Annotated in this window: 16 protein-coding genes and 1 pseudogene; 7 read left to right on the top strand and 10 right to left on the bottom strand. The window is 68.9% G+C overall.

Going from position 1 to position 17,765, the window contains the following annotated elements; genetic code table 11:
* Positions 1-48: 48 nt before the first annotated feature.
* Positions 49-948: pseudogene (locus ACE37B_RS23895) on the bottom strand (beta-propeller domain-containing protein); the annotation flags it as partial.
* Between ACE37B_RS23895 and ACE37B_RS23890 the strand changes: the two are divergent.
* The 3 genes from ACE37B_RS23890 to ACE37B_RS23880 all read left to right on the top strand — a co-directional run bounded on the left by ACE37B_RS23890 (position 926) and on the right by ACE37B_RS23880 (position 4,082).
* Positions 926-1,216 carry a hypothetical protein gene (locus ACE37B_RS23890; RefSeq protein ID WP_409925932.1) on the top strand — a complete coding sequence of 97 codons (291 nt, stop codon included), beginning with the start codon at positions 926-928 and terminating at the stop codon, positions 1,214-1,216. The pseudogene ACE37B_RS23895 and the gene ACE37B_RS23890 overlap by 23 nt on opposite strands.
* 363 nt (positions 1,217-1,579) lie before the next feature.
* The gene (locus ACE37B_RS23885; RefSeq protein WP_409925867.1) at positions 1,580-3,286 is read left to right on the top strand and encodes an N-acyl-D-amino-acid deacylase family protein; all 1,707 of its coding nucleotides are present in this window, start codon (positions 1,580-1,582) and stop codon (positions 3,284-3,286) included.
* A 61-nt stretch (positions 3,287-3,347) separates the two neighbouring features.
* Positions 3,348-4,082, top strand: a complete 735-nt coding sequence (locus ACE37B_RS23880; RefSeq protein ID WP_409925866.1) for a glycosyltransferase family 2 protein — start codon at positions 3,348-3,350, stop codon at positions 4,080-4,082.
* Positions 4,083-4,126: 44 nt separating this feature from the next.
* Here ACE37B_RS23880 and ACE37B_RS23875 read toward each other — a convergent pair whose 3' ends face one another.
* The 4 genes from ACE37B_RS23875 to ACE37B_RS23860 are packed head-to-tail and all read right to left on the bottom strand — an operon-like array spanning position 4,127 to position 7,725.
* A complete protein-coding gene (locus ACE37B_RS23875; protein ID WP_409925865.1) occupies positions 4,127-5,530 on the bottom strand; it encodes a glycosyltransferase family 39 protein in 1,404 nt (467 codons plus the stop codon).
* 60 nt (positions 5,531-5,590) lie between these two features.
* On the bottom strand, positions 5,591-6,193 hold the full coding sequence (locus tag ACE37B_RS23870; RefSeq protein ID WP_409925864.1) for a flavin reductase family protein: 603 nt from the start codon (positions 6,191-6,193) through the stop codon (positions 5,591-5,593).
* Between the two features lie 60 nt (positions 6,194-6,253).
* Positions 6,254-7,024: an ABC transporter permease gene (locus ACE37B_RS23865; RefSeq protein ID WP_409925863.1), complete on the bottom strand. Its 771-nt coding sequence runs from the start codon at positions 7,022-7,024 to the stop codon at positions 6,254-6,256.
* A complete protein-coding gene (locus tag ACE37B_RS23860) occupies positions 7,021-7,725 on the bottom strand; it encodes an ATP-binding cassette domain-containing protein (protein ID WP_409925862.1) in 705 nt (234 codons plus the stop codon). Before ACE37B_RS23860 ends, ACE37B_RS23865 begins: the two co-directional genes overlap by 4 nt.
* A gap of 80 nt (positions 7,726-7,805) precedes the next feature.
* Here ACE37B_RS23860 and ACE37B_RS23855 point away from each other — a divergent pair, with 80 nt between their 5' ends.
* Positions 7,806-8,453, top strand: a complete 648-nt coding sequence (locus ACE37B_RS23855) for a copper resistance protein CopC (protein ID WP_409925861.1) — start codon at positions 7,806-7,808, stop codon at positions 8,451-8,453.
* A gap of 8 nt (positions 8,454-8,461) precedes the next feature.
* Here ACE37B_RS23855 and ACE37B_RS23850 read toward each other — a convergent pair whose 3' ends face one another.
* Positions 8,462-9,028 (bottom strand): TetR/AcrR family transcriptional regulator, encoded by a 567-nt coding sequence (locus tag ACE37B_RS23850; RefSeq protein ID WP_409925860.1) that lies wholly within the window; start codon positions 9,026-9,028, stop codon positions 8,462-8,464.
* 24 nt (positions 9,029-9,052) lie between these two features.
* Positions 9,053-10,444 carry a carotenoid oxygenase family protein gene (locus tag ACE37B_RS23845; RefSeq protein WP_409925859.1) on the bottom strand — a complete coding sequence of 464 codons (1,392 nt, stop codon included), beginning with the start codon at positions 10,442-10,444 and terminating at the stop codon, positions 9,053-9,055.
* Positions 10,445-10,553: 109 nt separating this feature from the next.
* Between ACE37B_RS23845 and ACE37B_RS23840 the strand changes: the two genes are divergently transcribed.
* Together ACE37B_RS23840 and ACE37B_RS23835 are read left to right on the top strand one after the other, a co-directional pair.
* Positions 10,554-12,020 carry an ABC transporter substrate-binding protein gene (locus ACE37B_RS23840; protein WP_409925858.1) on the top strand — a complete coding sequence of 489 codons (1,467 nt, stop codon included), beginning with the start codon at positions 10,554-10,556 and terminating at the stop codon, positions 12,018-12,020.
* The gene (locus ACE37B_RS23835) at positions 12,017-13,978 is read left to right on the top strand and encodes an ABC transporter permease subunit (RefSeq protein WP_409925857.1); all 1,962 of its coding nucleotides are present in this window, start codon (positions 12,017-12,019) and stop codon (positions 13,976-13,978) included. The genes ACE37B_RS23840 and ACE37B_RS23835 overlap by 4 nt, the downstream gene beginning before the upstream one ends.
* Here the strand turns inward: ACE37B_RS23835 and ACE37B_RS23830 are convergent.
* The 3 genes from ACE37B_RS23830 to ACE37B_RS23820 all read right to left on the bottom strand — a co-directional run bounded on the left by ACE37B_RS23830 (position 13,947) and on the right by ACE37B_RS23820 (position 16,423).
* The gene (locus ACE37B_RS23830; RefSeq protein ID WP_409925856.1) at positions 13,947-14,615 is read right to left on the bottom strand and encodes an alpha/beta fold hydrolase; all 669 of its coding nucleotides are present in this window, start codon (positions 14,613-14,615) and stop codon (positions 13,947-13,949) included. The two genes, ACE37B_RS23835 and ACE37B_RS23830, sit on opposite strands and share 32 nt — an antisense overlap.
* A gap of 117 nt (positions 14,616-14,732) precedes the next feature.
* On the bottom strand, positions 14,733-15,293 hold the full coding sequence (locus tag ACE37B_RS23825; protein WP_409925855.1) for a hypothetical protein: 561 nt from the start codon (positions 15,291-15,293) through the stop codon (positions 14,733-14,735).
* 122 nt (positions 15,294-15,415) lie between these two features.
* Positions 15,416-16,423 carry an LLM class flavin-dependent oxidoreductase gene (locus ACE37B_RS23820; protein WP_409925854.1) on the bottom strand — a complete coding sequence of 336 codons (1,008 nt, stop codon included), beginning with the start codon at positions 16,421-16,423 and terminating at the stop codon, positions 15,416-15,418.
* A 578-nt stretch (positions 16,424-17,001) separates the two neighbouring features.
* Here ACE37B_RS23820 and ACE37B_RS23815 point away from each other — a divergent pair.
* Positions 17,002-17,646 (top strand): cation diffusion facilitator family transporter, encoded by a 645-nt coding sequence (locus tag ACE37B_RS23815; protein ID WP_409925853.1) that lies wholly within the window; start codon positions 17,002-17,004, stop codon positions 17,644-17,646.
* The last annotated feature ends 119 nt before the right edge of the window (positions 17,647-17,765 follow it).

The following is a 17,765-nucleotide window of genomic DNA, read 5'->3' as shown; positions in this document are numbered from 1 at the left end:
CGTCGTCGTCGCGACGAAGAACGTCCCGTCGCGGTCGTTCATCGAGAACTGATTGAGGAGATGCCCCTCGACCGAGCCGGACGCTTCGTAGGTGGCCGGGCCGTCGCCGGCGATCGAGAAGCGGTGGATCGCGGTCTCGTAGTTCTCCTCCCAGACGCCGCGCTGCTGATCATCGATCGTGGGCGGCAACCACACGTTGGTCGACACGTACATCCGGTCGGCGGAGGCGTAGACCGTGTCGCCGGTCGCCATCACCGCGGCACCACCCGTTGGTGCGGTCAGCGGTGCCGAGAGATCGAGCGTGACGATCGACAGCATGTCGAATCCCGAGAATTCCGACGGGGCGTGGAGGTGCTCGCACGACACGAGGTCACCGGTCGACGACGAGCCATCCGCAGCCGTCAGCGTGTAGGTCGGCATCCAGTCCTCGAGCGTGGAATTGGTGATGAGCTCACGGTTCACGGCTTCGGCCGACTCGGTCGCGTTCGGGTTCGACGGGTACACGAAGCCGAGATCGCGCGGCGGGGAGGTCACCACGATGCGACCGACGTCGCCGACGGAACGCGCACTGATGTAGCGGCCGTCGATCTGCATCGTGTTGGCGACGCGCAACTCGTCGGGATCGCTGAGGTCGATCTCGATGACGACGGTGGTCAGTCCGGTGAAGCCGGGCCCGGGGAACGGCATGCTGACATCGGCATCGACCGACATCGGTTCCGGCATCGGTACCGGACCGCCCCAGTAACCGCCCTCTCCTTGTGCGATGACGACGGCGCGATCGCCGGCCAGGAAGATCTCGTGGTTGTACGTAGGGGTGTCGGCGCCCGTTCCCTCGCCGGAGAGCCGGATCGACCCCCGCTGGGTGCCGGTCGTACCGTCGTCGGCGATGTCGACGTAGTGCAGCACGTCGCCGGTGATCGCGACGATGCGGGTGCCGTCGGTCTTCACGATGTCGGGTTCGTCGACGCCCTGCACCTGGACGTTGGTGGTCGAGAACGTTCCGTCGGATCCACCGGACACCGCCGAGTCGTCGCTCGCAGCGTTCGGCGCCGCGGCCACGTCCGCCATGTCGAACGATGCCGATTCCTCGGCTGGCTCGTCGACGGCGGCGGCGCCATCCATCTCGTCGACGGCGAACCCGACGTCCGGACCGAACCAGCCGTGGTCGCCGAAGCCGTACGGCCCGACGCGTTCGGCGCCCTCCGCGTGCACGTAGTCGAGGAAGGCCGAACAGCCGTCGAACTGGCGCAACGCCGCCGGAGCGAATCCGATCGGACCAGACGGGCCACCCGTGTCAGCCGTGCCCGGCACTCGGGAGTCCGGCGCCGGGGATCCGTCCGGGCCGGCGGTGGTCCCGCTACCCCCGGTGCAGGATGCGGCGACGAGTCCGACGGCGACGATGGTGGGCGCAACGGTGTGCTTCAGGTTCCGCGTGCTGGTCCGGTTCATGCAGATGAGACGTTCGTCACCGCCCTCCGGTTCCCGCCGCCGCGAACTTCGCGAGAAAACGACAGAGTGGGTCTGACCCACTCTGTCGCCGGAGTCGAAGCGGGCCGGCGTGACGCGAGAGACTGTGTCGATGACCGCTTCGCATGATCTGGTGATCCGCAACGGCAACGTCGTCGACGGAACCGGTGCGCCCGCCCGACGAGCCGACATCGCCATCGCCGGCGGCATCATCACTGCGGTCGGCGAGGTCGACGGTACGGGTGCACGCGAGATCGACGCCGACGGAGCGCTCGTCACACCGGGATGGGTCGACGTGCACACGCACTACGACGGCCAGGTGTCGTGGGATCCGGAACTCGCGCCGTCGAGCCATCACGGCGTGACGACCGTGATCATGGGGAACTGCGGCGTCGGGTTCGCGCCCGTACGGCCCGGAGACGAGGGCTTTCTGATCGAGTTGATGGAAGGCGTCGAAGACATACCCGGCACCGCGCTCCACGAAGGCATCGACTGGCGTTGGGAGACCTACGGCGAATACCTCGACGCGCTCGAGGAGATGCCGCGCACGATCGACGTCGGCGGCCAGTTACCCCACGCTGCCGTGCGCGCCTACGTGCTGGGCGATCGAGCCCACGAGTACGACGTCACCCCCGACGAGATCGCCCAGATGGCCCAGATCACGCGCGACGCGCTCGACGCCGGCGCGTTCGGCTTCTCCACGTCACGCACGTTCCTGCACACCTCCAAGCACGGTCACGTCCCGGGGACCCACTCGACGCCCGACGAGGTCATCGCCATCGCCGAAGCCGTCCGCGATTCAGGCCACGGGTTGTTCCAGTACGTGTCGGACGACCTCGGCACAGGCGGCGATGAGGACTGGCTCGACACGCTCAAGGAGATGGGCTGCCCGACCACGTACACGCTCGCGCAGACCCCCCGGGTGCCCGACGCGTTCCGACGTGCCCTCGGCGACGCCGCGGAGGTCACCGCAGCCAACGCACCGCTGATCCCCCAGGTCGCCGTGCGGCCGACCGGCATGCTGTTCGGGCTGCAGAGTTCGTTCCACCCCTTCATCGCCCATCCGAGCTTCCGCGAGCACTGGGGCGACTCGCTGGCCGAGAAGGTCGCCCTGCTGCGCGACCCGGCGTTCGTCGAGCGCCTGCTCGCGGAGCAGCCGCTGACGAAGGACCCGTTCGTCACCTACATGGCCACCGCGTGGCATCAGATCTACCGGCTGGGCGATCCGGTCGACTACGAGCCGACTGCCGAGTCGAGCGCGGCGGGCGTCGCGGAACGCGAGGGGCGCCGCGCCGAGGACGTCGTCATCGAGTGGATGCTCGAGAACGACGGGACGAGCTTCATGTTCTCCCCGCTCGGCAACTACCACGGACACGATCACGAGGCGATCCGCGAGATGCTCGAACACCCCAACACGATCCCGGGCGCCGGCGACGGCGGGGCGCACTGCGGGTTGATCTGCGACGCGAGCTTCCCGACCTACATGCTGACCCATTGGACACGAGACCGCAGCCGCGGTCCGAGGATCCCGATCGAGCGGGCCGTGCAACTGCAGACGGCGGCGACCGCCGACGCGTATGGGATGACCGACCGTGGCCGACTCGCCCCCGGCAAGATCGCCGACGTCAACGTGATCGACCACGCCGGGCTGCATCTGCATCCTCCCCGAATGGTCCACGACCTCCCGGCCGGTGGGCGGCGCTTGCTGCAAGACGTCGACGGCTACCTGTACACGATCAAGTCCGGCGAGGTCACCTTCGACCACGGCGCCCCGACCGGGGCGCGTCCCGGCACCGTGCTCCGCAGTCGTCCCACCTGACCCGCGCCCTCTCGGAGCGGTGGGGTTGGCCCACGGTGGCGAGCATGGAATGCTTCGGGGCGTGGTCCACGATCAACCGCTGACGCCCCGCCGATGTCTGTGTGTCGTCGTGCCGTGCTTCAACGAGGCCGCCACGGTCGCGACGTTGCTCCAGCGCGTCCTCGCCTCGCCGTGGGTCGCCGAGGTGATCGTCGTCGACGACGGGTCGACCGACGGGACGATCGACGCCGCTCGTGGCGTGGTCGACGAGCGCGTCCGCATCGTCGAGCACGGCGTCAACCGGGGAAAGGGTGCCGCGCTGCGGACCGGCTTCGCGCTCGCCACGGCCGAGTACGTGATCGTCCAGGACGCCGACCTCGAATACGACCCGGCCGAGTACCCACTGCTGCTCGAAGCGCTCGAGCGCGGCGTGGCCGACGTCGTGTACGGGTCGCGATTCGTGTCGGGTCGGCCCCACCGCGTGCTCTATTTCTGGCATTCGGTCGGCAACCGCCTCCTCACGCTGCTGTCGAATGCGTTCACCGACCTGAACCTGACCGACATGGAGACGTGCTTCAAGGCGTTCCGACGCGAGATCATCCAGCAGATCGACCTGCGCGAGGATCGGTTCGGATTCGAGCCGGAGGTGACCGCGAAGGTCGCCGCGATGAAGGTGCGGGTCTACGAAGTCGGCATCTCCTACACCGGCCGCACCTACGACGACGGCAAGAAGATCGGCTGGCGTGACGGCGTACAGGCCGTGATCTGCATCGTGCGGTACTCCCCACTGTTCGCTCGTCGATCACGGCAGCGCTGACCGGACGCTGGCCAGCCGCGGCCGGCGCGACCGGGGCGTCGGCGTCAGGAGCCGGCGACGATCGCGTCGATCACCGACGCGTCGGCGAAGACGGCGACGGTGCCGCCGAGTCGCGCTTCACCATCGAAGCGTGCGGTGACGGCGGCTCGAACGTCGGACGACATCGACAACACGCTGACGAACACCTCGCACTCGCCGAAGCCGTCGAGGCCACTGAGCAGCGGCATCGGAGCGGTGTACACCAGCATCGGTTCGGTGTTGCGGCCGCACACCTCGAGCCCGGCGGCCCGTGCCCGATCGACCATGCCTGCCGCATCACGGATCGGCGACTCGGTCTGCAACAGATCGCGCACGGGTCCGGCGAGCACCAGGACCAACGCGACGACCACGCCCGCTCCTGCGGCTTGACCGATCAGTCGAGTCGATCCGCTCCCGGCGAGGCGACCGATCCCGTCGACGACGCGGCCGACGCCGACGCCGGCCAACACGGCGAGCAGCGGCAGCGCGCTGATGAAGAACCGGGCGTACAGGTCGAACGGCTGGATGACGAGCCACAGCAGGAGCACGACGGCACCGAGCACCGAGCCCGCTGCGCCGAGCGCCAGCGCGTGCCGTCGCGAGCGGCGGCCGATCTCGAACACGCCGATGCCGGCCGCGGCGAACGTGATCGCCACCGCCGGCCGCTCCCATCCGCCGAGCGCGCGAAGCAGATCGGTCGGGAAGGACTCGTCGAAGCGGGAGCCCCGAGCGGCGGCGTTCGCCCGGATGTCGTCGATCAACGGCGACATGATGGCGAGCGCGGCGACCGCCGAGGTCACCCAGGTGACGAGGTGCGCGCGTCGCACGTGACCCAGCGCGAGCGACGACGCGGCGAGCATCAGGATCGTGACCGCGCTGTAGCTGTGTGTCGTCACGGCCACGACCATGCAGACGCCCTGCGCGACGAGCCAACGCCGTCGATGATCGGTCCACGACCGCTGCAACGCGACCGCCGCCAGCACGACGCACATCGTGGCGAGCGCATAGCCGCGCAGCTGGCGGGCGTTGTCGAAGAAGAACGGGTTGAGCGCCACGACCACCCCAGCGGCCGCCCCGCCGATGATCCCGGCCCGCCGCGCCGTGTACCAGACGACCACGCCGACCGCGACCGCGCCGCACAGCAGCGGCCCCAATCGCTGCGCCGTCTCGCCGGTGAGGCCGAGCTTCCATGCCACGCTCTGCGTCGCCGCGAACATCGGATGGTTGTTGAACACGATCTGGGTGGTCAACGCTCGGCGCACCGATCCGCCGTTGATGAAGTACGCGTACGTGAAACCCTCGTCGTAGCCGAAGGACCGGCCGATCTTCACCAGACCCAAGCCGAACATCACCGCCGCAGCGACCGCGCCCGCCACGATCGGCCCGGGTCGGCGTCGTTCGCCGTCAGCTCGCTGCGCTGCGTCCATCATCCAAGCGGCGACGCTACTTCCGGCCGGTGGGGTTGCTGGCGAGCCGACACCGCGACGACGTCAGTCGGGTCGGGGCATGTCGTAGAGCGTGCCGCGATGGGAGTAGAGGTTGCCGACGTGGCGTCCGATCGGATCGAGCGCGACCTGATCGACGCGGGTGCCGTCGAGCAGGTCGTCGTCGACGTCGAACGCGAGCACCTCCCCGAAGACGACCTGGCTTCCCATCGGCGCGTGGCCGACCTCGACGATCTGGGTCACCGCGCACTGGAAACTGGCCGGCGCCTCGGCGACGATCGGAGCGTCGATGAGGTCGGCCTCGCGCACCGTCAGCCCGGCCACCTCGAACTCGTCGACGTCGTCGGGATAGGTCCCCGACGTCACGTTCATCGCGGGACCGAGCGCGAAGTTCACGATGTTGACGGTGAACACACCGGTCTCGCGCACGTTGCGCAACGTGTCCTTGCGAGCCACCGGCTGTCCGGTCGGCGCGAAGATCACGGTCGGCGGCGAGGCAGCGACACCGTTGAAGAACGAGTACGGGGCGAGGTTGTTGACCCCGTCGGTGCTGCGCGATCCGATCCAACCGATCGGGCGCGGCACGACGAGCCCACTCAACAGCTTGTACGCATCGACGGGATCGATCTCGGCCGTGACGAATCGCATGCCGGCACCCTAGGCAGTCGCCGACGGCCGTGCCGGTTCCGGCACCACGGTCCGGTCGGCTCAGCTTCGGCGGATGAGTTGCTGAGCCGGCGTGAACAGTTGGCGGGAGATCCCGACACTCATCACCGCGGTGGTCGTGGCCACGCTGCCCAGCACCAGATACATCACCGACACCTGCACGCGGACCGCATCGGCGGGGTCGACACCAGCGAGAATCAGCCCGACCATCGCCCCCGGCAGCGCGATGATCCCGACCGCCTTGGTCGACTCGATCTGGGGGATCAACGCCGTACGCAGCGACTCGCGCAGGATCGGCTGGAACGCATCACGCGCCGACAACCCGAGCGCCAGGCGCCCTTCGATCTCCTCGCGCCGCTCGGTGGCCGCATCGAAGAGTCGACGCGACACGAGCACGGTCGCCGACAGCGAGTTGCCGACCACGATGCCCGCGAGCGGAACGATCGTGCGGCCTTCCAATTCGTAGACACCGAACCCGAAGAGCACACCGAGCGTCACGGCCGCCGACGCCGAGTACGCGGCGAGCGACAGCGGGAACACCGACGGCACGTCTCGCGCTCGACGCCACGTCGTGTACGCCGCGAACACGTGCATCACGACGAGCCAGATCGCCGAGAAGATCAAGGGGTCGTCGTCGTCGACCACCAACTGCAATGCCGCACCGACGATCAGGAGTTGCACGAGCGCGCGCAGCGCCGACCACAGCAGACTCCGCTCGAGCCCGAGTCGACGCCACATCGAGATCGCCAGGGCGACGGCGATCAGGATGCTCGACGCCGCCAGCCCGAGCAGGCCGATGTCGGCCCTGTTCATCGTGCCCCCACCGCATCGCGTACGAACGCGTCGTCGTGCTGTTCGAGTTCGCTGAGGTGACCGAACGCGGCGATCTGCCCGCCACGCAGCACGACCACGTGGTCGGCGAGTCGCCGGAGCTGTTCGGTGTCGTGCGTGATCCACACGATCGGGACGCCCGAGTCGGCGATCTCGCGGCCGAGGTCCTCGATGGTCACCCGCGACGCACGATCGAGGGCGGCGGTCGGCTCGTCGGCGAGCAGCACGATCGGATCGGTCAGCAGGGCGCGCGCCATCGACATCCGCTGCGCCTCGCCGCCACTGAGCGTCGCGGCCGGACGATCGAGCAGTTCGACCGGAAGTCCGACGTGGTCGACGACATGCTCGGCGCGCTCACGGGTGAGGTCGGCTCGCGCGACCACGAAGTTGTCGAACACCGTGCCGGGGAAGATCGGCGCCTTCTGGAAGACCATCGCCACGCTGCGCCGCAGCTGGGTCGGATCCCACTCCGTGAGGTCGCGACCCTGCCACCGGATCGTGCCCGACACCGGGCTGTCGAGCCGGTTCAGCAAGCGCAACAGCGTCGACTTCCCCGAGCCCGACGGGCCGGCGACGGCGAGGATCCCCTCACACGGCACGGTCAGGCTGATGCCGCGCAGAATGGGTGCGTCGGCCGGGCCGGCGACCACGTCGACCAGTTCGAACGTCGCAGGCGAGGTCACGATCGCAAGGTAACGGCTTCGCGCGAGCCGTGCTCGGTCGATGCAGGCGCGACGCGGAGTCCACCTGCCACACTGACGTCGTGTCGTTGCCGCTCACCCTCCGCCGGCCCACCGCCGAGCCGACCGCGACCGTGCCGCCAACCGTGCCGCCAACCGTGCCAGCGACCGTGCCGCCGACCGTGCGAGCAGCTGCGCTCACGGCCGCGCTCGCGTCGGTGCTCACGATCGTGCTCGCGCTCGTCGCGCCCGGTGTGGCGTCGGCACACTCGGGGCTCGCCGCGGCCAGCCCGGGCCCCGACGCCGTCGTCGGCGGCGACATCACCGAGATCCAGCTGTTCTACGGCGACTTCATCGTGACGTTCGACGGTGAGGTGACCGGCCCCGACGGTGCGGTGGTCGACGCCGCCTTCGAGATGCTCACCGAGATCGAAGCTCGCATCGTGTTCGCCGAGCCACTGACCGCGCCCGGGGAGTACCGCGTCGCCCACACGGTGCTGTCGATCGACGATGACGTGGTCGACGACGATTTCCGCTTCACGTTCGATCCGTCCGCGCCGGAACCGTCGCTGGTGTTCGTGGAGGAAGACGAGGGCGTGTCGTGGGTGGTGTGGGCGATCGGCGCGGCGGGCGTGATCGTCATCGGCGTCCTCGTGTGGCAGCTGCTCGGTTCGATCCGACGCGCCCGGGCAGCGGTCGCACGCGCGCAGACCGAGCAGACCGAGTCGTAGCCGACCCCTCAACTCGGGCGGAGGCCGGCGAGCATCGCGTCGACGACGGTCTCGGCGACCGACGCACCCACCGGCGGCGCGATGATCGACACCGTCGCGACACCGTGCACCGCCGCCCACATCGTCAGGCCGAGATGCACCGGATCGTGTCCGCCGAGGTCGCCGGCCGCGATGGCTCGGGCGAGATCGGCCTGCCCCGCTTCGAACACCTCGCTCGCCGCACCGAGTTCGTTGTCGGCCTCGATGGCCACCGCCGCCGGGCGGAACATGAACATCACCCGGAACAACTCGGGATGCGTCCGGGCGAACTCGACGTAGGCGAGCGCACGGGCGCGCACGCGATCGATCGGACGGTCGAGTTCGTCGGCGACCGACGACACCTCACCGAGCGCGACGTAGCCCTGTTCCGCGACGGCGCGTAGCACCTCGTCCTTCGAAGCGACGTGGTCGTAGAGCGCCGGCGCGGTGACACCGAGTTCGCTCGCGAGCTTGCGCACCGACACCTGCTCGTGCCCGTCTCGCTCGACGGTGTTCCGGGCGGCGGCGATGATCCGTTCGCGAGTCAACATCGCCATGTCGTCAGGATGCGCGACCTCGCGTCAATCGGCAACCCAACTGCCGTGAAATCCGGCCGGGATCCGTCGCGGCAGATGCACCTGCGCCACCGGGTCGGACTCGATCGACGACGCGTCGAGCACGGTGAGGTGCGACGTGTCGGTCGTCTCGTCGTGCACGAAGGTCAACAGGTAGCCGTCGTCTTCGCTGGTCGCACCGTCGGCTGGGACGAACACCGGCTCGCCCGGCATTTGCCCTTCCGGGAAGACGTGCGAGGTCCGTGACCCGCCGTTGGCGAGGTCGTACTTGAAGATCTCGCCGGCGGTCTGCGCAGCGTTGGTCGACATGCTGTAGCCGTAGCGGTTGGGGAGGCCGACGAGGGCGTCGGGCACCCGCGGGAACTCCGACGAACGGTCGTCGAGCTGGCGTTCCGACACGGCACCGGTCGACAGGTTGAAGCGCCACTCCCACATGCGCGGGGCGTCGTCGGCGTTGGTCTGATCGGGGTCGCCGATGTCGGCGCTGGTGCGCCACAGCTCGCGGATCCGACAGCCACGCACGACGACCTCGTCGCCTTCTTCGTGCGCGTTGAGCGTGTGGAAGACGTAGCACGGGTCGACGTCGAACCAGCGGACGTCGGCGTCGCTGCCCGTGCGCGGCATGATCCCGAACCGTGCCGGGTACTCGTCGCTCCAACGGATCGGCATGCCCCCGCTCATCGCGAGTTCCATGTCGAAGATCGCCGGGAGATCCATGAAGACCGAGTAGTTCCTCGACACGACGAAGTCGTGCATCATCGTCGGCCCGGTGACGGAGATCTCGGTCGACTGCAGCACTTCGCCCGTCGCGGAAACGCGGTGGTAGACGAGGTAGGGCGGCAGGGAGCTGTAGCCGAAGAACAACAGCTCGCCGGTCTCCGGGCAGATCTTCGGGTGGGCGGTCATCGCCGTCGCCAGCTTGCCGTTGAACGTGCAGGGCCCGACGGTGTCGAGCTGGGGCGTGATCTCGTACGGGAACGCGCCCTCCTCGAGGGCGAGGATCTTGCCGTTGTGCGCGATGACGTGAGTGTTGGCCGTGCTGATCTCGTAGTCGAACGAGATCGTCTCGGGGTTGAGGTAGCCGAGTTCCATCCGGTCGACGCCGGGGTTCTCGAACAGCGGCGTGCGGACGTAGCGATTCCGGTACCAGTTGGCCGAGCCGTTCGACAGCTCGATCCCGTGGATCATGCCGTCGCCGAGGAACCAGTGCTCGGAGTGGCCGGTGACCGGGTTGGCACCGTTGCGCAGGTATCGACCGTTGAGTTCGGGCGGCAATGCGCCCACGACCTGCAGGTCGGTGATCGTCACCTCGTCAGGAATCGGTGCTCGGTTCTCTCGGAGATGCCAGGGCAGTTCTGCCTCGGTGATCTCGGTGATGGGTTCGTCGGTGGTGGTCATGTCGCCTCATCCTCCAGCGGTGTCCAGCGGTCGGCCGACCTGCTGTGCGACTGCTACGGTAGCGCATCAGCTGAACACTGTTCAGCACGCAGCCTGAGGGGAGCTGAACATGGGGAAACGTTCACGTGCGATCGCGGCCGTTGCGACGGTCGTCGCGCTCATCACCGCGAGTTGTTCCGAGCCCGAGCCGGACACGGCGGCCACCGCCGATTCCGAGCCCGCGGTCACCGAGCCGGCCGAGCCCGAGAGCGGCGACACCGAGCCGGCCGACACCGAGCCAGAGACCGGTGACACCGAGCCGGCCGAGCCCGAGCCGACCGACACCGAGCCGGACACGACCGACACCGGCACCGACACCGGAAACGACACCGACACCGACGTGCCCGACGACGGATCGGTGGTCTGGCAGCTGGGCGGCGCCGAGTGGTTCCTCGGGACGCTCCCGACCTCGGCCACGCCGGCCGACGACTCGCTCGAACCCGTCCGCATCGGGATGATCAACCAGGAGAACACCCCGCTCGGGTCGTTCCCCGAAGTGCGCGCCGCTGCCGAGGCCGCCGTTGCGTGGGTCAACGCCGAACTCGGCGGAGTGGGCGGTCGACCCGTCGAGCTCGTCACCTGTGTCACGAGCTTCGACGTCGAACAGTCCCAGTCGTGCGCGTTGCAGATGGTGCAAGACGACGTCATCGCGCTCGTCGGCGGGGTCGACGTGACCAGCAACGGGTCGTATCCCGTCATCGAGCAGAACGGCCTCGCCGTCGTCGGTGGCATCCCGGCCAACCTCGTCGAACAGCGCAGCGCGAACGCGTTCTTCTTCTCCGGCGGCGGCACCGGTGCGGCCGCGGCGTACATGAGCCATGCCGCGGACAACGGTGCGCAGCGGGTCGCGCTGGCCTACGGCGAATTCGAGTCGTTCGAGGTCGCGGCGCGCGACTACGGCGCCGTCGTCGGCGAGTCGCTCGGGCTCGAGGTGGAACTCGTGCCGTTCTCGATCGTCGCCACCGACTTCTTGCCGGTCCTCACCAAGGCACAGGAGATCGACGCCGACGCACTCATCGTGCTCGCCGCCGACAGTGCCTGCCTGCCGGTGATGGAGACCGCGGTCGATCTCGGCTACGACGGCCAGCTGTACCTCACCGGTGCGTGCGCGGCCGACGCCATCATCGAGGCCGCGGGCGAGGCAGCGGTCGGACCGCTGTTCAACTCCGAAGGACCCGTCCAGACGGGCGACCCCGAAGCGGAGGTGTTCGAACTGGTCACCGACACGTACGCCACCGAGCCGGCGGGAGGCGCCGGCACCGTCGGGTTCCGCGGGTTCATGAACCTGTACGCGTTGATGGTCGAACTCGGCCCGGACGCCGTGTCGTCGGAGTCGCTGATCGAGCTCGCCCGCAGCGCCGTCGACCGGCCGTCGTTCTGGGGACACCCCTACACCTGCGACGGCGCACAGGTCCCCGGACTCCCTGCGCTGTGCGCTCCGCAGCAGGTGCTGTTCGAGGTCCCCGCGGTCGGTGAGGAGGTCGCCGGCGCCACCGATTGGATCGACACGCCGGCGCTGTTCTCCGTGATCGAGTGAGCAGCCACTTCACCTTCCTGCTCCTCGGACTCGGTGTCGGCGCCGTCATCGCGGCGCTCGGCATCGGGGTCGTCGTCACGCACCGCGCGTCGGGGATCATCAACTTCGCCCACGCCGCGGTCGGGATGTTCCTCGCGTTCAGCTACTACGAACTCCGCGCGACCGGTGACCTGGTGCTGCCGATCGTCGGCCTTCCCGACCGGTTCCATCTCGTCGACCGGCCGACCGTCGTCACGGCGCTCGTCATCATCGTCGTGTACGCGATGGCGTTGGGTGCCGCGCTCTACTGGCTGATCTTCCGCCACCTCGACACCGCGCCACCGCTGGCCGGGCTCGTCGCCTCGCTCGGGCTGCTGCTGTATCTGATCTCCGTCGCCGGCCTGCGCTTCGACCAGCAGGGTGCGGCGGCGTTCATCATCGACGGACCCCTCCCCGACCGTCTGGTCACGATCGCCGGCGTCGTCGCTCCGCTCGATCGCTACCTGCTCGCCGGCGGTGTCGTCCTCACGACGGCGGTGTTGTGGTGGGTGTACCGCACGACCATGTTCGGACTGCGCACCCGTGCCGTGTCGGAGAATCGCACGGCCGCGACGATGATCGGGATCTCGCCGCATCCCATCGGCATCGTCAACTGGAGTCTCGCTGCCGTGCTCGCGGCCTTGGCGATGATCATGGCCGCACCGATCATCCGACTCGATCCCGGCACCTCGAGCCTGCTGATCGTGCCTGCGCTCGCCGCCGCGCTGCCCGGACGTTTCCGGTCGCTCCCCGTCACCGCGGCGACCGGTCTGGCGATCGGGATGGCACAGTCGGAGATCCTCAACCTGCAGGCGGACTGGGCGTGGCTGCCCGACATCGGTCTGCAGCAGGGCCTCCCGTTCGCGCTCGTGCTCGTCACCCTGTTCGTCCGTGGCGATCCGCTGCCGGGCCGTTCGTCGCTCACCGGGGTGCGCCTGCCCCGCCCGACCGTGCACCGCCACGCTCGGCTGATCGCCGTAGCGGTCGCCGTCGCCAGCGTGATCGGCTTGCTCACGCTCGACAGTCAGTGGCGCACCGGCATCATCGTGTCGTCGATCGCGGCGACGTTCGCACTCTCGGTCGTGGTGCTGACCGGTCTCGTCGGTCAGATCTCGCTGGCCACCTTCGCGGTCGCCGGCGTCGCCGCGTTCTCGATGGTCCGAGTCAGCGACGACCTGTCGTTGCCGTTCCCTCTGCCCCCGTTGCTCGGCGCGGCCGTGGCGGTCGTCGTCAGTGTGGTGTCGGGCCTCGCCGCGCTGCGTACCCGCGGGATGACGCTGGCGATCGCGACCCTGGCCGCGGCGGTCGCCGTCGAGGAACTGCTCTTCCGCTGGGGATGGTTGACCGGCGGCCTGACCGGCGCCACCGTGACCCCACCGAAGGCGTTCGGTGTCGACTTGCGCATCTCGGCAGCGGGCGACCTCTTCCCACGCTGGCAGTTCGGCATCCTGGTCGTGATCGTGTTGCTGTTCTGCCTGCTCGGTGTCATCAACCTGCGGCTGAGCGGCACGGGGCGTCGGTGGCTCGCCGTTCGCGCCAACGATCGCGCGGCCGAGGCAGCCGGCATCAACGTCGCGCTCACGAAGCTCGGCGCGTTCGCGATCGCCGGGCTCATCGCCGGCTTGGCCGGCACGATGCTCGCCTATCGCCGAGAGCTGGTGACGTCGAGTTCGTTCGGCGTGCTCGATTCGATCGTCGCGGTCGCCATCACGTACCTCGCGGGCGCGGCCGCCCCGCTCGCCGCGCTCCTCGCCGGGGTGCTCGGCGCCGGCGGACTGCTGACGGTCACACTCGAGCGTCTCAGCCCCGGGTCGTCCGACGTCCAACTCGCGATCAACGGCGTGATGTTGATCGTCGCGGCGATCAAGTTCCCGAGCGGGATCCTCGGCGTGCGCCGGCCGCGTCGACTCAGGGGAGCGTCGAAGCGAACGCTGCGATGATCTCGGCGACCTCGGTCGCGTGCGTGTCCTCGTGCATCGAGTGTCCGCCGCCGTCGAGCACGATCAGTCGGGCATCGGGCATCTTGCGTTCGAGATACTGACCGGACCCTTGGTATTCCGGTCGGTCGTCGCCACCGGCCAGGACCAGCGTCGGGGTCTTGATCGTGGTGATCCGATCCATCACCACCGAGTCCTCTTGCAGGTTGAGCGTGGTCACCTGCTCGGGCACGCCGAACCGATGTGCGTTGCGCTTCGACCGGTCGTTCCACTCCTGGCGCTTCGTCGCGTCCCGGAACCCCGGACCGGTGTTGAGCACGACGATGCCGCGCAACGCCTCCGGGCGAGTGGCTGCGTGCGCGAGGGCGAGGTACCCGCCGAGCGAGTGACCGACGAGGATCGGTGGCTCGTCGAGATCGTCGAGCACGTCGTCGAGGTCGTCGAGGGCTCGGTCACGGGTGTACTCGGCGGGGTCGTCGGGCACGGGCGAGTCGCCGTGCCCGAGCAGGTCGACCGAGAGGGTCTCGAATCGTTCGTCGAGCGCCTCGGTGACCGCCGCCCAGGTCGCCGCCGACGTCCCGAGCCCGTGCAGCAGCACGATCGGACGGCCGACACCCCGTCGAACCACGTTGAGTCTCATCCGACGACACCGTAGTTGGGCCAGGTCACCGCGGGTGGGGCCGGTGACCGCGAGTGGGGCCGGCGCCGGCTGGCGTGCCGGGCGGCGGGCGTGCCGGTCGTGCCGGCTGCGTGCTCGTCAGCGCCGGGACAGCGATCGGCCGAGGGCGGCGAACATCGACCACACCAGGTAACAGAGCGCGGCGAGCGCGATCCCGAGTCCGACGCCGAGCAGGTTGGCGATCATGTCACGGGCTTCGACGACGCGGGTCGTGGCGTATCGGCCCTGCGCCAGCTCGAGCAGGCCGCTCGCCGTCGCCACGAGGACGGCCGAGACCGCGAGTCCTCGCCACGACCAGACGGCCAGACCGACCAGCGCCGCCACCACGGTCCAGATCAGGACGTGCACGACGAAGTCGGTCTGCGGGAGTTCGCCCTCGGTGACGAACTGCGCTCGTTCGCTGGCGTCGATGCGCTCCCACAGACGGCGGGCCCGATCACCGAACGCCGTCTCGACGAGGCCGGGCGCACGGTCGGACAGCAGCAGCGCCACCGTGACGAGGCTCGCCCCGACACCGGCGAGTGCCGCGAACATACGCAACACGAACGGTGGGCGCGCCTGGCGACGGCGAGGCGAGGCCGTCGTCGCAACGGCGGGCAGCTCCGCGGTGTCGACGACCGGCAGTTCGAGTGTGTCCATCGCGACGACCGTACCCACGATCACCCCCACCCAACCCGTCACCCGGCCTCAATGGTTCGGTGCCGGAAGGCACGTGCCGGATCGGCGCGTCCGGGACCGTGCGTGGATCGGTGCTGGTCAGCTCAGCTGGGGCTGGCGGCGGGGGCAGGGTGCCAGGCGTGGGCGAGCAGGCGGTAGCTGTCGCGACGATCGGCGTGGGAGTGGGTCATGGTGGTGACCATCAGTTCCTGGACCCGGAATCGTTCGACGAGTTCGTCGAGTTGGCGGCGTACCGAACTCGGATCACCGATCACCTGCGGCTGACGCCACGTCGCGAGCAGCGCCTCCTCCATCGGGGTCCATTCGTACTCGGCGGCCTCCTCGGGCGTGACGAGCTGGATCGGGCGACCCTGCCGCAAACGGGTGAACGACAGCGCGCTCGGGCGGGCGAGGAACTCGGCGCGCTCGTCGGTGTCGGCACACACCACCGGCACGCCGATCATGGCGTACGGCTGCTCGAGCCACTGCGACGGCCGGAACGCGTCGCGGTACACGGCCAGCGCCGCAGCGGTGTTCGCCGAGGCGAAGTGGTGGGCGAACGAGAACGGCACACCGAGGTGACCTGCGACCGTGGCGCTGTAGTCGCTGGAGCCGAGCAGCCACAGCGCGGGACGATGGCCCGTGGCCGGCACGGCGGTGATGCGCGGGTGCGTGCCCGCGAAGAACGCGAGCAGGTCGCCCAACTGCTCGGGGAACTCGTCGGCCTGTGACGGGCCGCGACGCAGCGCCGCGGCCGTCACGGGATCGGTCCCGGGCGCCCGACCGAGGCCGAGATCGATCCGACCCGGATGGATCGCCTCGAGCATCCCGAACTGCTCGGCGACCGTCAACGACGCGTGGTTGGGCAGCATCACGCCGCCGGCACCCACCCGGATCGTCGAGGTCGCCGAAGCGAGGTGCGCGATGAGCACCGCCGGCGACGAACTCGCGATCCCCGGAAAGTTGTGGTGCTCGGCGACCCAGTGGCGGGTGTAGCCGAGTTCCTCGACGAATCGAGCCAGGTCGATCGAGTTGCGCAACGCCTCACCTGCACCGACTCCCGATGGCACCGGGGCCAGGTCGAGCACCGACAACGGCACGCGTTCGCTCATCCCCTCATCGTACGTCCCACCTCCCACGACGCCCGTTGAGGTCCCTCGGTCATTCGGCGAGCACGACGTGAGGTCGTCGACGGCGATGGCGAACTTGCGGTCGACTGCATCGGCGGGAACCACCCCGCACTCGGAGCCGAGGCGCCAGGCACCCCCGCTGAACAGCGGTTTCGTCGCGGGCGAGAGCGGACTTGAACTCAGATTCTCGGGGCTATCCACAGTCCACTCCAGTCCAGGAACTGTCCATTGAGCTGGGCAAATGCAAACAACACTGCTGTAGTGTGCTGACGGCTTCTACCCGGTTTCTACTCGTCCGGTCGAAGAATGGGTTGAAGTTTGACCGCTGTTTCGGGGTCCGGGCCGTGCGAAGCCGAGCGCGATCATCGCTCGTGCCGGAGTGCGTCCCCTGCCGGCCGCCGCGTCAGTTCTCCGTGCCCGCTCGGTGGACGTTCTGCAAGCCTTTGCGTGCCGGCTCGAGCCGATTCGGACACGCGGCTCGAATCGCTCGCAACGAACGTCGGATCTCGGCGTGAGGTTGCGGGTAGCCGAGGGAATCCGAGGCTGACAGACTGCTGCGTATGGGTGCTGGGTGCTGCGATGCCGACGACGACGCACTCGTCGCGCTGCGCGACCGCCAACGGACGGTGCTGTGGGTGGTCCTCGGGATCAACGCCGTGCTCTTCGTCGTCGAGTTCGTCGTCGGCTGGTGGGCGCGTTCGACGGCGCTGCTCGCGGATTCGCTCGACATGCTCGGCGACGCATTCGTCTATGCGTTCAGCTTGTGGGTGCTGCAACGCGGGACTCGGTGGCGTGCGCGCGCCGCGCTGTCCAAAGGTGTCGTGCAGTTGGTGTTCGGTCTTGTCGTATTGAGCCAGGCGGTATGGCGTGCCGTCGACGGCACACCACCGGTCGCCGACGCGATGGCGCTCATGGGGCTCGTCGCGCTCGCCGGCAACACATGGGCGTTCGCACTCTTGTGGCGGCACCGCTCCGACGACATCAACATGACCTCGACGTGGTTGTGCTCGCGCAACGACCTGATCGCGAACGCGGCAGTGCTCGCAGCGGCCGCGGCGGTCTGGCGGCTCGACAGCGTCTGGCCCGACGTGATCGTCGGCGTCGCAATCGCGGTGCTCTTCCTGCGCACCGCCTGGGATGTGATCGGTGACGCTCGCGCTGAGTTGGCGCCAGCCGACCAGGAGCGGACGCGCATCGGGGCTTGATCGGCCCGACGTGGGGTTTCGAGTCAGGTGGCCACCACGACGTCGGCGAGGGTGATTGTGGCGCTGCTTCGCGGTCCTCAAGCGCGCCGGGTAGGTCGACCTCGGCTTCGACCTACTCG

The sequence above is a fragment of the Ilumatobacter sp. genome, assembly GCF_046290335.1.
In the GTDB taxonomy this organism is placed as follows: domain Bacteria; phylum Actinomycetota; class Acidimicrobiia; order Acidimicrobiales; family Ilumatobacteraceae; genus Ilumatobacter_A.
Note: the sequence above shows the minus strand (reverse complement) of the source record. Positions and strands in the feature narration are given on the sequence as shown.